Annotated in this window: 20 protein-coding genes and 1 tRNA gene; 9 read left to right on the forward strand and 12 right to left on the reverse strand. The window is 38.0% G+C overall.

What is annotated here, in order from left to right; all coding sequences use genetic code 11:
• Positions 1-152: 152 nt before the first annotated feature.
• The 4 genes from IGI88_RS01830 to IGI88_RS01845 are packed head-to-tail and all read right to left on the reverse strand — an operon-like array spanning position 153 to position 1,075.
• On the reverse strand, positions 153-374 hold the full coding sequence (locus IGI88_RS01830) for a hypothetical protein (protein WP_087627984.1): 222 nt from the start codon (positions 372-374) through the stop codon (positions 153-155).
• Positions 375-392: 18 nt separating this feature from the next.
• On the reverse strand, positions 393-686 hold the full coding sequence (locus tag IGI88_RS01835; protein ID WP_041120554.1) for a hypothetical protein: 294 nt from the start codon (positions 684-686) through the stop codon (positions 393-395).
• The gene (locus tag IGI88_RS01840; RefSeq protein ID WP_087627986.1) at positions 679-933 is read right to left on the reverse strand and encodes a hypothetical protein; all 255 of its coding nucleotides are present in this window, start codon (positions 931-933) and stop codon (positions 679-681) included. Before IGI88_RS01840 ends, IGI88_RS01835 begins: the two co-directional genes overlap by 8 nt.
• Positions 934-937: 4 nt before the next feature.
• The gene (locus IGI88_RS01845; RefSeq protein ID WP_185933423.1) at positions 938-1,075 is read right to left on the reverse strand and encodes a hypothetical protein; all 138 of its coding nucleotides are present in this window, start codon (positions 1,073-1,075) and stop codon (positions 938-940) included.
• A gap of 77 nt (positions 1,076-1,152) precedes the next feature.
• Here IGI88_RS01845 and IGI88_RS01850 point away from each other — a divergent pair, with 77 nt between their 5' ends.
• The gene (locus IGI88_RS01850) at positions 1,153-1,383 is read left to right on the forward strand and encodes a DUF2188 domain-containing protein (protein ID WP_086295637.1); all 231 of its coding nucleotides are present in this window, start codon (positions 1,153-1,155) and stop codon (positions 1,381-1,383) included.
• On the opposite strand, the gene IGI88_RS01855 is transcribed toward IGI88_RS01850, so the two are convergent.
• The 4 genes from IGI88_RS01855 to IGI88_RS01870 are packed head-to-tail and all read right to left on the reverse strand — an operon-like array spanning position 1,380 to position 2,346.
• Entirely contained in the window at positions 1,380-1,541 is a 162-nt protein-coding gene (locus IGI88_RS01855; RefSeq protein WP_185933422.1) for a hypothetical protein, read from the reverse strand. The two genes, IGI88_RS01850 and IGI88_RS01855, sit on opposite strands and share 4 nt — an antisense overlap.
• 7 nt (positions 1,542-1,548) lie before the next feature.
• Positions 1,549-1,743, reverse strand: a complete 195-nt coding sequence (locus IGI88_RS01860; protein WP_142972071.1) for a hypothetical protein — start codon at positions 1,741-1,743, stop codon at positions 1,549-1,551.
• 13 nt (positions 1,744-1,756) lie between these two features.
• Positions 1,757-2,083, reverse strand: a complete 327-nt coding sequence (locus IGI88_RS01865) for a DUF771 domain-containing protein (protein WP_041120560.1) — start codon at positions 2,081-2,083, stop codon at positions 1,757-1,759.
• Entirely contained in the window at positions 2,083-2,346 is a 264-nt protein-coding gene (locus IGI88_RS01870; RefSeq protein WP_311824775.1) for a DUF739 family protein, read from the reverse strand. Before IGI88_RS01870 ends, IGI88_RS01865 begins: the two co-directional genes overlap by 1 nt.
• Positions 2,347-2,499: 153 nt before the next feature.
• On the opposite strand from IGI88_RS01870, the gene IGI88_RS01875 reads away from it, so the two are divergent.
• The 4 genes from IGI88_RS01875 to IGI88_RS01890 all read left to right on the forward strand — a co-directional run bounded on the left by IGI88_RS01875 (position 2,500) and on the right by IGI88_RS01890 (position 5,498).
• Positions 2,500-2,967, forward strand: a complete 468-nt coding sequence (locus IGI88_RS01875; protein WP_142972072.1) for a helix-turn-helix domain-containing protein — start codon at positions 2,500-2,502, stop codon at positions 2,965-2,967.
• Between the two features lie 8 nt (positions 2,968-2,975).
• On the forward strand, positions 2,976-3,452 hold the full coding sequence (locus IGI88_RS01880; RefSeq protein ID WP_142972073.1) for an ImmA/IrrE family metallo-endopeptidase: 477 nt from the start codon (positions 2,976-2,978) through the stop codon (positions 3,450-3,452).
• A gap of 93 nt (positions 3,453-3,545) precedes the next feature.
• Positions 3,546-4,256, forward strand: a complete 711-nt coding sequence (locus IGI88_RS01885; protein ID WP_142972074.1) for an Ltp family lipoprotein — start codon at positions 3,546-3,548, stop codon at positions 4,254-4,256.
• Between the two features lie 108 nt (positions 4,257-4,364).
• Positions 4,365-5,498, forward strand: coding sequence for a tyrosine-type recombinase/integrase (locus IGI88_RS01890; protein ID WP_311824776.1), 1,134 nt, complete (start codon positions 4,365-4,367; stop codon positions 5,496-5,498).
• A gap of 142 nt (positions 5,499-5,640) precedes the next feature.
• Here IGI88_RS01890 and IGI88_RS01895 read toward each other — a convergent pair.
• Positions 5,641-5,728: transfer RNA gene (locus IGI88_RS01895), tRNA-Ser, on the reverse strand.
• A gap of 84 nt (positions 5,729-5,812) precedes the next feature.
• Complete coding sequence (locus tag IGI88_RS01900; protein ID WP_005237185.1) at positions 5,813-6,379, reverse strand: TetR/AcrR family transcriptional regulator; 567 nt, start codon at positions 6,377-6,379, stop codon at positions 5,813-5,815.
• 277 nt (positions 6,380-6,656) lie between these two features.
• Between IGI88_RS01900 and IGI88_RS01905 the strand changes: the two genes are divergently transcribed.
• The 4 genes from IGI88_RS01905 (at position 6,657) to IGI88_RS01920 (ending at position 10,643) form a co-directional block, all read left to right on the forward strand.
• Positions 6,657-7,415: a threonine/serine exporter family protein gene (locus IGI88_RS01905; protein ID WP_008377799.1), complete on the forward strand. Its 759-nt coding sequence runs from the start codon at positions 6,657-6,659 to the stop codon at positions 7,413-7,415.
• Positions 7,412-7,882 carry a threonine/serine exporter family protein gene (locus IGI88_RS01910; protein ID WP_005237187.1) on the forward strand — a complete coding sequence of 157 codons (471 nt, stop codon included), beginning with the start codon at positions 7,412-7,414 and terminating at the stop codon, positions 7,880-7,882. Before IGI88_RS01905 ends, IGI88_RS01910 begins: the two co-directional genes overlap by 4 nt.
• A gap of 188 nt (positions 7,883-8,070) precedes the next feature.
• A complete protein-coding gene (locus IGI88_RS01915; RefSeq protein ID WP_005229140.1) occupies positions 8,071-8,670 on the forward strand; it encodes a TVP38/TMEM64 family protein in 600 nt (199 codons plus the stop codon).
• 170 nt (positions 8,671-8,840) lie between these two features.
• Positions 8,841-10,643 carry a glycerophosphoryl diester phosphodiesterase membrane domain-containing protein gene (locus IGI88_RS01920; protein ID WP_429960146.1) on the forward strand — a complete coding sequence of 601 codons (1,803 nt, stop codon included), beginning with the start codon at positions 8,841-8,843 and terminating at the stop codon, positions 10,641-10,643.
• Positions 10,644-10,704: 61 nt separating this feature from the next.
• On the opposite strand, the gene IGI88_RS01925 is transcribed toward IGI88_RS01920, so the two are convergent.
• Both IGI88_RS01925 and IGI88_RS01930 read right to left on the reverse strand, forming a co-directional pair.
• Complete coding sequence (locus IGI88_RS01925; protein WP_016619871.1) at positions 10,705-10,914, reverse strand: hypothetical protein; 210 nt, start codon at positions 10,912-10,914, stop codon at positions 10,705-10,707.
• Between the two features lie 362 nt (positions 10,915-11,276).
• Complete coding sequence (locus IGI88_RS01930; RefSeq protein ID WP_005229134.1) at positions 11,277-12,623, reverse strand: glucose-6-phosphate isomerase; 1,347 nt, start codon at positions 12,621-12,623, stop codon at positions 11,277-11,279.
• Between the last annotated feature and the right edge of the window lie 83 nt (positions 12,624-12,706).

The raw sequence follows: 12,706 nt of genomic DNA on the forward strand, positions 1-12,706 counted from the left end.
TTTTCTACGTCCGTTAAGTTAGTATCTAATACAAGGACGATAAAACGCCGAAATAGCAGCGTTTTTTGCAAAAATAGTCTGAGGATGGTATACTTATCTTGTCGGAGATAAGAAATACCATTCTCAGAAGTCGCCAGTTTTGGCGGCTTTTTTTATTGTTCTGAAAACTGGAAAAGAACCTTTTCTTCGGTTTGTTTTCCAAGATGAAAAACATGGTGATACAACGTCCTTCCACGCAACTGAAATGTTTCTACTCTACCTCGCTCAGTTTTCGCTTCAATACTGTATACATAATTCTCTCCACGTTTCCTCATACGAACCTGCATTACAATTGCAGGCATTTTTTCCAAGTAATCGATCGCCTTTGATAACATCTACATCACCTACAGCTTTCACTCATCTTCGAACAAATTTATCTGTCCAGAATTATTGACATCAATTGGATAAACAACTGGTTCCAATTCTCGTTTCGGTAATCCATGATTTGATTCTGCATCGATGGTAATTCCTCGATGATCACTAGTGACTTTGATTCCAACCTTTATTGAAATCGTGCGTTTTGCTTCAATGTCCTTTTGAGTATCCTGTAAATCGGCAGTAATTGTTCGAACTTCTGCATCTAGCAAACTGTTAACTTTTGCCATTAACTTATCGGCTAATGTCAGTGCTAACTTGTCATTATTCATATTGAATTCCTCCTTTACTTACTAAATCCGGTAGCAACTTAGGGATGGCCATTTGTAACTTTTGAAACTGATCATCTGAAACAACAAAATATAAAGCAATCGTAGGTGTCTCATCGCTATCAAATGAACGATCCTCTACTTCACATGTCGATTCAAACTTATTCCAGATAATCGACTTAATTTTTTGAGTGTATGGCTTAACATACATTCGATTTGTAGTGAAAATAATTTCTCTTTCTTTAAACATCTAGTTACCCTCTAATCATTAATAGGAAACAAATAGCTAACAAAATACCGTTTAACAATAAGCTGGCATAAGCAATCCCTTGTAATTGACGTGCTTTATACAATGGATTGTCATGGAGCGTAGCTAACCATTTTTTATTCATATAATCTTTCCTTTCTGTTGTATAATTTCCTTATCAGTCAGTGGTCGGCTGAAATAATTGATGAGGGGGTGAGATTTGTGGGTAAAAATCAATGGGTATCTCCTAGAGACGGAAAATGGGCTGTACATGGTGAAGGCAATTCCAAAGATACTAAAATTTTTGATAAAAAATCTGATGCTGTTGAGTATGGTAAAAATATTTCTAAGAATCAGCAATCTGAATTCATTGTCCAAAAAAAGAATGGCCAAATTCAGTCAAAAGATAGTTTTGGAAATGATCCTATACCTCCACGTGATACAGAACATTAATCATATTTAGGAGTAATGCGAACTCGAAAACCCTCGCTTGGTTTAATATCATTTGCCGTGATAACCGCGATTGTTTTCGGGTTATTTTCATCTGTTTCAACAACAATTTTCGTGTATTCTTCCAGAGTTGGTACATTTAAATTATTTTCCTCATTCATTGTCCTCTCACCTCAAATCTATTTGCCGATTCAATCGATTCTGATAAATCAACTCTTGATAACTTCGGAGTTCCCGAATCGATAAATCTCGTTGTGTTTCAGTTAGTTGTACTTTCCGATCATTAAGTTGATCGTGTAAGCTTCTGATTTTTTCTTTGATAAGATCATGGATCAATAGTTCTTGGGATAGTGTGTATTTCATTTGAATTATCCTTTCAATCTGACATGATGTTTGCCCAGTTTTCTTGCAAATACTTCGCCATTTCTAAAGCATTGAATTTCCAAGGATTTCCTTTGCCTTTTGAGTAACGAACAAAACCGCCGTTCCTGACATCTAGTATTTCTCTGTTTGGATAAAGGATTTTTTCCTTTATCCAATCTTCATCAGTAGTTTGCAGTCGTTCCTTAAGATCATCCATCGTCCAAGTTTGACCCATCAAATCTTTTTTCTTTAATGATTCATACTCTTCAATTTCAACAACTTTTAAATGTGAAGGTATTAAGATTTGAATCGGGGTATTGATTTCAATAGTTTGAGACATTAAATCACCTCCTCAACATTTTGTACATTTTTCCGTACAAAACCTTTAAAAAAATAATTCCCCAGTTCTTTTGAAGGAATATTTAGCAATTCAGCCATAACTTTAATCTCAGTTTGCGTGAAATTTGACTTACTATTCAATTTTAGATTCAACGATGTTCTGCTCATATTAAGTTTAGTTGCTAACGTTTCTTGAGTAAGTCCTTTTTCCGATATTTTATCCTTCAGCAATTCATAATCGTAGACAATGTCTATTTTTTTCAATCTTTTCCCCTCCAAGCTGTTCGGTTTTCTGTACAAAACCATCATAGTTTATAAAAAAAAGAATGTCAACACATTTTGTTCAGTTTTCTGTATCTTTTGCTTGCTATTCAGAATTCTTAACAGTATAATCATTGTAAAGGGGTGTACAGAATAATGAACAACTTTTCTGATCGGCTAAAAATAGCTTTAAAAAATAAAAATATATCTCAAGCTGAATTAGCTAGACGTACTGGAATTGGTCGCAACTCTATCAGCGACTATATAAATGGAAAATACGAAGCGAAACAAGATAACATCTTCCTTATGGCAAATGTTTTAGAAGTAAATGAAGCATGGCTCATGGGAATGGACTCACCAATGACCAGAGAAAGCCATGAATCTACTTTTTTGAATGATTTAGATCCTAAACAAATTGAATTAATAGATATTTTCCAAAATCTAGATACTAGTAAAAAAGATGATGTACTCGACTTTGCTAAATACAAAATGCACGAACAGAATAAAGAAAACTTCACTATTGCTGCCCACTCCGACGATCCTAACAAAAGGATTAGTCAAAAAGAATTTATTGAACTTAATCGATACCTTGATGAAGCTGATAAAAAATTTGATGGTAAGTAGGGTTGCAAATGGATGATTATGAAAACCTTTTAAAGAAGGTTACGACCGAAATTCCAGTTATAGAATTACCTTTAGAACAGGACACTGGATATACAGGTCTTTATAGAAACAATCGGATCTACTTAGACAAAAATAAATCAAGTAGAAAAAAGAAGGTTGTTTTGGCTGAAGAATTCGGTCACCATAAAAGAACTATTGGAAATATTCTTAATTATAAAGATCCCGAGGCTTGGAAAGAAGAATGGAAAGCTAGAAGATATGGTATTGAAATTCTGATCACACTTGATGATCTCTTAGACTGTGCTTTGAATGGATGTAACAACATTTATGAATGCAGCGAACACTTGAACGTAACTCTCGAATTTTTTGAAGATACCCTCATTCACTACTTCAATAAATACGGTAAATACCATTATCATCGCAACTATAAATTTACATTCGACAATGAGTTTATATTCGTGGAACCTATTAAAATTTTTGGATAAACAAAAAATCTTTTGGAAGTTCCCGCTCCCAAAAGATCTGCTCATTTCTGAGACTGTACAAATATATTATATCAAAGAAATGAGGAAAGAAAAATGGCAAAAAGAGTTAGAGGCGAAGATGGTAAAATGTACAAGGTTAAGAAACCATTTTACAAAAGGGTTTGGTTTTGGGTATTAGCTATTATCTTTATAGCAATAGTGGGTAACGGTTTATCTGGTGGTAATAATGATTCTGCTGCCGAAAAATCTTCAAACAGCTCTTCTGTCGCAGATAAGTCGACGGATTCATCAATTAAAGAAGAAAGTTCATCTACTGTTGTTGAAAAAGAGTCTAAGCCAGAAGATAATGTTTCTAGCGAATTTAAATCTGCACTGAATCAAGCTAAATCATATTCAGATACAATGCACATGTCCAAACAAGGAATTTATGATCAGCTAGTGTCCGAGTATGGTGGTCAATTTCAACCTGATGCTGCCCAATATGCAATTGATAATATCCAAGCTGACTGGAATGCTAACGCATTGAAACAAGCTGAATCTTATTCTGATTCAATGCATATGTCTAAACAAGGAATTTATGATCAACTAATTTCTGAAAATGGCGGTCAGTTTACTGCTGAAGAGGCACAATACGCTATTGATAACATTAAAGCTGACTGGAATGCTAATGCATTGGAACAAGCGAAGAGTTATCAAGAAAGCATGTCAATGTCTCCTGAAGGTATTAGAGATCAATTAGTTTCAGAACACGGAGGTCAGTTTACACAAGAAGAAGCTGATTACGCTGTTAATAATTTAGATTAGTAAAAAAACACGTCCCTCTTCTTGGCGGTCGAGGACGTGCTGGACACAAATAAACGTAAGGCTTATTTAGTCATGCCTATTGTAGCAAAACTAAGGAGTTGAATCAATATGGCTAGTATTCAAAAGAAAGATAACGGATGGCAGTATCGTGTCTCTTATAAAGATACTGATGGTAAATATAAAACAAAAACAAAAGGAAAATTTGCAACAAAAAAAGAAGCGCATCTAGCTGCTGCTGCTATTGAAAAGAAACTAACTGAAGGATTTAGAATTTCTGATGCTGACCAGGAGTTTCCTGTTTATTTTCGAGAATGGTATGAAGTTTATAGAAAAGGAAAGTTTTCTAAAGCAAATGATGCCGATATAGAAAAGTCTATAAAATTTGCGGAAGCAAATTTCAAAGGAATAAAACTTAAAGATTTGAATAGGAAAATATATCAACAGAAGTTAAATGAATTCGCTAAAACGCGACGATCCTCTACTGTTTCAAAAATTCACATCTATATGAAAGCAGCGATACAAGATGCACTGCAAGAAGGAATTCTTTTCAAGGACCCTACTTATAAGGTTTCATCTCGTGGTGGTGTTTCAGATAAATCAGATAGAGATAAATTCCTAAGCTACAATGAAACCAAAAAACTCACAAATTCTTTGATTGATGGTATCAAGCCAACCTACGTATCTAGATATATGATTCTTGTAGGTATTGCTACAGGAATGCGTTATGCGGAGATACTTGGATTGACTTGGAACTGTATAGATTTTGAAGATAAAACTGTTAGGGTTGAGAAAACGTGGGACTATGTATACAAACAAGACTTTTCAAATACAAAGAATTACCAATCAATGCGCCTTATTACTATTGACGACTTCACGCTTGACCTTTTAAAACAATTAAAGAAACATCAACGTGAATATTATTTTGGTAGGATACTAAAGAATAAGAAAAACCTAGTTTTCCTAAATGACGATATGGAGTTGATATCAAACTCTGCAGTAAACAAAACTTTGAAGAAACATCAAAAGAAAATTGGAATAGATCAACCGATAAACTTTCATGGACTTCGACATACACATGCATCAATTCTTATCTATCAAGGTGTTAATCTAAAATACGTATCCAGACGTTTAGGACATAAAAAAATTGAAACTACGTTAGGTATTTATCAGCATATTCTTGATGAGATGGAACAAAAAGAGTCTCAAATCGTTAGCACGACAATGGGTGAGCTATTTGCATGAATCCATAATCTCGTGCAAAATTGGTGCAAAATCATTCTATTTTCTTGAGTTTTCTTCCACTTTCTTATATTTAAAAAAATGCAAGAACTCTTGATATATAAGCATTCCTTATATAGTCAAGGGTTCTTCTGGTTTCTTCATAAGGAGAGTACAGGATTTGAACCTGCGCGCCGGGATGAACCGGGTCGGCGGATTTCGAGTCCGCTGCATTACCACTCTGCCAACTCTCCATAACAGTTATTTTCGCTAGTTTTACAAAAAATGTCAAGAAAAATCTGCATCCAAAATGGAAATGGATACAGATTTTTTGTTCTTTAATCGAAAATATAGTTTTCTTTCTTTTCGATTACGCCTTCGATCGTCTCATTGATGATTTTGATGATCTGATCATCGGTGGGTGTGATGATACCCGCCGACATTAAGGAAGCCAAACCAGTCACAACGATCCATGCGCCATTATGTAGTGCATTTATCGCATCTTCGGATAGATCTGCATATTTTTCTTCTGATTTGATCAAGGATTTGAAATAGGTGGATGAAAAATCATGCATCAATTTCCCACCGCCGTAGTCGTCGATAAAAAGGGCGATGTAGAGATTGTGCTGCTCTTGCGCGAAGCGTATATAATTCAGGCCTAAATCAACAAGTTTGTCTCCTGTTCGAACGACTGGAAAAACATTTTCCGATAAATCTTTGAAAACAGCCTCCACCAAGGTATTTTTTAAGTCCTGCATATTTTCGAACTCAAGATAAATTGGTTGAGTAGAAATTCCCATGTGCTTAGCGATATTCCGGGCCGTAAAGTTGCCAAAACCTTCTCTATTGATCAGTTCATAAGCGGCCTTCAAAATGTGTTCTCTTGTATAGACCTTCCTTCGCATCAATAAATCCCCCTTTTTATATTTATTTAATTGTAACCGAGATATTCATTTTTTAAAAATAAAACACTCCTTCCGTTATCTTATTTCTATTCACTTTGTTCACTAAAAACGAATGTTTAGTAATAGGAAATGTTCTGCTTTTTTCATTTATCACAAAAAATCCAACGGATGGCGTTCTAGTTATTTTTCAAATCTACTTTTCTTTCTTGTTGAAAACTCGCTGAAATTGTACACTAGGAGTGTAGCACGCAAATTCGATTGAAAAAGGGGTTTGGAAATGGCTGAATCAAAAGAGCTATTATTGGAGACCTGCTTATTAGCAGGGAAAATCATGATGGAAAACGGCTCGGAAGTGTATCGCGTGGAAGATACGATGAATCGAATTGCGGCAAACGCTGGAGAGCAAGGGAGTATTAGTTATGTAACAGCAACTGGACTTTTTATGGGCTTACGCAGTAGCCACTATGCACAAGTAGAAAATGTTCATGATCGAGTCATCAATCTCGAAAAAATTGTTGCCGTCAATGGGCTCTCTCGCGCCTATGCGGAAAAGAAACTTTCCTTAGCGGAACTGCATGAGGCATTAAAAAAGGTCAATCAGACAACACCAAGTTTTCCTTACTGGCTACAGGTTCTTAGTGCTGGCGTGGTCAGCAGTACCTTAATGATTATTTTTGGCGGTGCTTGGTTTGACTTTCTAGCGACCTTCGGCATTGGCTGCCTTGGCTTTTTGTGTGCGTATTGGGTCAAGAAACTGATCGACATTCGCTTTTTGGATATGTTTTGTGCCTCCTTACTGATCGGTACTTTGTCTGTCTTAGCGGTCTCTCTTCATATCGCACAAAACGTCGATAATTTGATTATCGGTGCCGTCATGCCCTTAGTTCCTGGTGTAGCAATCACCAATTCCTTTCGAGATATCTTGGCAGGCCATCTCATTAGTGGCACAGCTCGGGGAACAGAGGCCATCTTTACTGCTGCCGCGATCGGTGTCGGCATTGCCACGGTCTTCACCTTATTTGGAGGAATCTCATGACGATTTTTATTCACCTTTCCTTCAGCTTCTTAAGCACTGTAACCTTCGGCATCTTGACCAATATTCCTAAAAGAGCCTTAGTTGCCACAGGCATTGCTGGAACGGTTGGCTGGATGATCTATTGGTCATTGCAAACGATTGGCTACGGTCTAGGCAGTGCCAACTTCTTAGCCGCATTTGCCGTCGGTTGCGTCAGCATCTTTTTTTCCCGCAGAAAAAAAATGCCCATGATCATTTTTAACATTCCCAGCCTCGTTCCCCTCGTACCGGGTGGGCCTGCCTACAAAGCCGTTCGAGAATTCGCTTTGGGCGACAACTTTGTCGGTTTTGAAAATCTGATGATCGTTGTCATCACCGCTGGGGCGATTGCCGGCGGGTTCATGATGACGAGTGTGGTTGAAAAGATCGTCAATCGCTGGCAAGTGAAACGCACAAAAAAACGTCATCCAGATAAAAAAATCTCCTGAAACTATTGGCGCGCAGAAACTATAAATTTTTCTTATTTCAGACTTTAGTACAATGTTTTCTTTTCGGACTTCTTTTATAATAAGGGCATACCTTACAAAACTGTTTGACGTTTGTCATTTGTTTTACTGGATTTTTCTGGTCTCACCCCGTATAGTGAGATTATGAAACATAAAGGAGATGAAGTCCTGTGAGCATAGCAACTTCTCGTCGTATCATTAATACGATTTCTATTATTGGCTTAGGTTTATCGATCGCGTTAACCATCTATTTTATCAATCTAGGTGTTTTCAAAGACATTAATGCACTGCGAGGACTAGTTGGAAATTCCGTTATCTTAGGACCAATCGTCTTTATCCTATTGCAGATCTTGCAAGTAGTAATCCCGATTATTCCCGGTGGTGTCTCCAGCGCTGCAGGTGTCTTGATTTTCGGTCCTTATCTAGGATTCGTTTATAACTATGTAGGAATCAGTATTGGTTCTGTCATTATTTTCCTGCTTGGCCGACGATATGGTAAACCATTCATTTTAAGTATGATCAGTGACAAAACTTACGATAAATATATCGGCTGGTTAGACAACCAAAGCCGATTTGAAAAACTTTTCGCCCTTGCAATCTTTCTACCGGTTGCCCCAGATGATGCCCTTTGTCTAATGGCTGGCTTGACCAACATGACAGTGAAGAAATTTACGTTGATTATTTTGTTGGCAAAACCTGCTTCAATTTTCTTGTACAGTATGGCATTGATTTACGGTGGAACATTCTTAACTGGTTTGTTAGGCGGATAAGAATCATATGTAAGAAAAACGATCAATTCAGCGAGCCGAACGTAAAGAAGCTGCTTTTCAAACAGGGAACTATGCCTGTGGCAAATGTGCTTCTAAAACTGTTCGGCTCTTTTTTACCGCCTTTCTAGAATAAATTGAACCACAATACTTACTTTGTTAGGATGACGACCATGAATTATTTAAAAAACAGCTTAGTCAACACGTGGGATTTTTTGAAAGACAGCAATGCCTACTTCCGTGATGTTTTATTGATGCACGGTGCCTTGTTGTTCTTAGTGATCCCGATATTATCGGCTTCCACCAAGTTCGTCTTAAAGCGCGGCGGCTTGCCCTACCTTTCTTTCGATAATATCGGTAGTATCTTTACAGATCACCCTATTGTGTTGCTCTCATTAACCCTGATTTTGCTTTTGATCTTATTAGCCGTCTTTTTTGAATTTACTTTCTTGCTGCTGAGTGTCTATTTTATCAAAAAGAAGCAGCCCATCAGCTTGCGGCAATTGTTACGAATGACTATTTTGCAATTGCGCAAATTACGGCCGATGACCTTTTTATTTTTCCTTTTTTACTTCTTACTGATTTTACCCATCGGTGGATTGAGTTTTAATTCGGATTTACTCGCAAAAATCAAAATCCCTGCCTTTATCATGGACTTTATTTTTGCCAATCGTGTCTTGATCATTGGGGCAGTGCTTTTGGTTTATGTTTTGTTGATTTACTTGGGGATTCGCGTGATCTTTGCCTTACCGGAAATGATTTTACGTGATCTGCCCTTTCGAAAAGCGATCAAAGAAAGCCTCCAAGTAACAAAACGCCGTTTTTTTGCCATCGTTGGTCAATTTGTCTTTATCGGTGGTAGTATCTTATTGATCACGACTCTGGGCTTCACGCTGCTTATTACCCTTCAAGCAGTGATTGAAGTTGTTACACCGGACTATGCGTTGTATAGTGCTGTTTTTATTATGACTTTCTTGCAGTTTATTTTGTTACTGAATGTCATTTTATCGACCGTGGCTATTTTTTACATCATCGTTGATTTCATGGATGATGAAGGCTTTTTACCAGAGATCCCTTCGTGGTTCCACCAAGAACCATTGAACCAGCGACATTTTCTAGGACTGAAAAGTTCCTTGTTTACCTTGGTCACGGTACTTTTTGGTGTTGGGGTTAGTCTGTATAATATGAACTATCTGACCTCAGCTGCTTCGATCCATCCGGTAACGATCTCCCATCGAGGGGTAAGCGACGGACAAGGGGTCCAAAATTCCCTTGAAGCGTTACGATTTACTAGTGAGAAATATCAGCCGGACTACGTGGAAATGGACGTCCAGCAAACAAGTGATGGTCATTTTATTGTCTACCATGATTTTTCTTACCGGCCTTTGACAGGCGGCAAAGGAAAACCCGAGCAATTGCCCTTGAGTTACGCCGAATCACTGACGGTTTCAGAAAACAACCAGACAGCCCGTATTCCAACTTTTGACGAGTACTTGGCGCTTGCCAATCAGTTGGACCAAAAATTACTGGTGGAGATCAAAACCCAACAAAAAGATACTGCGGCACTCGTAGATGCCTTCTTAGACCGATACCAAGAGGATTTAGTTGCAAATGGGCATATTATGCAAAGTCTCTCCTATACAGTTGTTGAAGAATTAAAAGAGAAGGCGCCTGAATTGACGTCGGGATACATCATGCCTTTCAATGTCGTAGGGCCGCCACTGACCAGTGCCGACTTTCTGACAATGGAATACAGTACGATCAACCGCAACTTCATCGCTTCTGCCCGGACCGATGGCAAGGAAGTGTTCGTTTGGACCCCCAATGATGCGGATACTATCAGCCGAATGCGTTTTTACGGTGTAGACGGGATTATTACTGACCAAATGGGGATTTTAAATGAAGAGTTGAGTTTGTCGGAAGAAGACATGACTTATTCAGACAAACTATTGAATTTCGTGATTGGCGTTGGCTGATTTCACACGAAAAAAAATGCTGCTCACGGTGATCCGTTGAGCAGCATTTTTTGCTAGTTGTTTAGGCAACGTTCGTTTGCGTACAAATTTTATTGAAACTGACGATCATCCGACGATTACAAGCTTCTACTTGTGCTTGATCTTCTTCTTCATAACTTGAAACGACGATCAACGCCGTATGTACGTATAGTTTTTCCACCACACCAATCACAGGCTTGCTCGCCCCGACAGGTCGGCAGACATATTTTTCACCGATCGTAATATTCTCCATATCCTCACCTCAACCGTTTTCTTTCATAAAGATATAATAACAAAAAAGCATCAAATTGAAAACGTTTTATTTCAATTTATCACGCATTTGTCACCAAGAAATGACAGTTTCGTTCGTTCAAACGCACTGGTTTGTTCGTGCCACTTCTTAAAAAGCATTTTATACTAAAGGAAATCAAAAGGAGATGAGTCAAATGCCAATTATTCAAACCTGTATCTTTGGACTATTGTCTGCTGCGTTGCTTTGGGGATTAAAAGAAGACCGCTGATTTTTTGGATCAACTATCGAGTAACACAACAAACGCGAAAATAAAACAACGCCTTGTGCCAATCAGAACTGGCACAAGGCGTTTCTTTGTCGAATTATAGACGTTCGTTCAATTCTTTTGCAAGATCTTCAAAACCTGGTTTGCCAAGTAAGGCGAACATGTTTTTCTTGTACGCTTCAACCCCTGGTTGGTCAAATGGGTTCACCCCGTTTAAGTAACCAGAGATACCTACAGCGATCTCAAAGAAGTACATCGTGTAACCTAACGTGTACGCATCCATTGTAGGAATTTTTACTAACAGATTAGGTACATCCCCATCTGTATGGGCAAGTAACGTTCCTTCAAAGGCTTTCGTATTAACAAAATCAACTTCTTTTCCTTCTAAGTAGCCAAGACCATCAAGATCTGCTTCTTGTGTAGGGATCGCAATTGATTTGCGTGGTTTTTCAACTTTTACGACAGTTTCAAAGATATTGCGACGGCCTTCTTGGATGTATTGACCAAGAGAATGCAAATCTGTTGAGAAGTTTGCGCTTGAAGGATAGATCCCTTTTTGGTCTTTTCCTTCTGACTCGCCGAATAATTGTTTCCACCATTCTGAAAAGTATTGCATGCCTGGTTCGTAGTTGATCAGCAATTCCGTTACTTTGCCTTTGCGATAAAGGATGTTACGCATTGCTGCATATTGATACGCTTCATTTTTTTCAAGGTCGTCACTTGCGTAAGCATCGCTAGCATCCGCTGCCCCTTGCATCAAGGCATCGATATCCGCTCCGCTGGCAGCGATTGGCAATAAACCAACAGCAGTCAATACAGAAAAACGGCCGCCGACGTCATCTGGAATAACGAAGGTTTCCCAGTTTTCGGCATCTGCTTCAACTTTTACTGCACCTTTCGCTTTATCCGTTGTTGCGTAGATCCGTTTGTTGGCTTCTTCTTTGCCGTATTTTTCAATCAAACGTTCTTTGAAAACACGGAAAGCGATCGCTGGCTCAGTAGTTGTTCCTGATTTTGAGATCACATTCACAGAGAAGTCACGGTCACCAATGATTTCGATCAAATCTGCTAAGTAAGTTGAAGAAATCGAATTACCGGCAAAAAAGATTTGTGGTGCTTTGCGTTCTTCATTTGGTAACAAGTTAAAGAAAGAATGATTTAAGAAATCAATCGCTGCTTTCGCTCCTAAATAAGATCCGCCGATCCCGATCACGACTAGTACTTCAGAATCAGATTGAATTTTTTCAGCCGCTTTTTTGATACGCGCAAATTCATCTTTGTCATAATTTTTAGGAAGGTCGATCCAACCTAAAAAGTCGCTACCAGCACCTGTTCCTTCGCGTAATTGTTTGTCTGCTGCTGTAACTTGACTTTGCATGTAGCTCAATTCGTATTCGTTCACGAATGGTGCTACTTTCGAATAGTCAAACTTGATGTGTGACATGATTTGTCCTCCTTGAAAAAATAGTTTTTCATACACTACCTACTTTACGTTTTTTTCAAACTTTTTTCAAGTAATTCCTGATA

It is taken from the genome of Enterococcus sp. AZ179 (assembly GCF_050498885.1).
Lineage (GTDB): Bacteria > Bacillota > Bacilli > Lactobacillales > Enterococcaceae > Enterococcus_D > Enterococcus_D entomosocium.

Excerpts from the sequence above, each read along its gene's own strand:
- IGI88_RS01930 (WP_005229134.1), bottom strand. The coding sequence starts at position 12,623 with ATGTCACACATCAAGTTTGACTATTCGAAAGTAGCACCATTCGTGAAC.
- IGI88_RS01845 (WP_185933423.1), bottom strand. The coding sequence starts at position 1,075 with ATGAATAAAAAATGGTTAGCTACGCTCCATGACAATCCATTGTATAAA.
- IGI88_RS01840 (WP_087627986.1), bottom strand. The coding sequence starts at position 933 with ATGTTTAAAGAAAGAGAAATTATTTTCACTACAAATCGAATGTATGTT.
- IGI88_RS01855 (WP_185933422.1), bottom strand. The coding sequence starts at position 1,541 with ATGAATGAGGAAAATAATTTAAATGTACCAACTCTGGAAGAATACACG.
- IGI88_RS01900 (WP_005237185.1), bottom strand. The coding sequence starts at position 6,379 with ATGCGAAGGAAGGTCTATACAAGAGAACACATTTTGAAGGCCGCTTAT.
- IGI88_RS01925 (WP_016619871.1), bottom strand. The coding sequence starts at position 10,914 with ATGGAGAATATTACGATCGGTGAAAAATATGTCTGCCGACCTGTCGGG.
- IGI88_RS01910 (WP_005237187.1), top strand. The coding sequence starts at position 7,412 with ATGACGATTTTTATTCACCTTTCCTTCAGCTTCTTAAGCACTGTAACC.
- IGI88_RS01905 (WP_008377799.1), top strand. The coding sequence starts at position 6,657 with ATGGCTGAATCAAAAGAGCTATTATTGGAGACCTGCTTATTAGCAGGG.
- IGI88_RS01880 (WP_142972073.1), top strand. The coding sequence starts at position 2,976 with ATGGATGATTATGAAAACCTTTTAAAGAAGGTTACGACCGAAATTCCA.
- IGI88_RS01885 (WP_142972074.1), top strand. The coding sequence starts at position 3,546 with ATGGCAAAAAGAGTTAGAGGCGAAGATGGTAAAATGTACAAGGTTAAG.
- IGI88_RS01830 (WP_087627984.1), bottom strand. The coding sequence starts at position 374 with ATGTTATCAAAGGCGATCGATTACTTGGAAAAAATGCCTGCAATTGTA.
- IGI88_RS01920 (WP_429960146.1), top strand. The coding sequence starts at position 8,841 with ATGAATTATTTAAAAAACAGCTTAGTCAACACGTGGGATTTTTTGAAA.
- IGI88_RS01835 (WP_041120554.1), bottom strand. The coding sequence starts at position 686 with ATGAATAATGACAAGTTAGCACTGACATTAGCCGATAAGTTAATGGCA.
- IGI88_RS01890 (WP_311824776.1), top strand. The coding sequence starts at position 4,365 with ATGGCTAGTATTCAAAAGAAAGATAACGGATGGCAGTATCGTGTCTCT.
- IGI88_RS01875 (WP_142972072.1), top strand. The coding sequence starts at position 2,500 with ATGAACAACTTTTCTGATCGGCTAAAAATAGCTTTAAAAAATAAAAAT.
- IGI88_RS01860 (WP_142972071.1), bottom strand. The coding sequence starts at position 1,743 with ATGAAATACACACTATCCCAAGAACTATTGATCCATGATCTTATCAAA.
- IGI88_RS01865 (WP_041120560.1), bottom strand. The coding sequence starts at position 2,083 with ATGTCTCAAACTATTGAAATCAATACCCCGATTCAAATCTTAATACCT.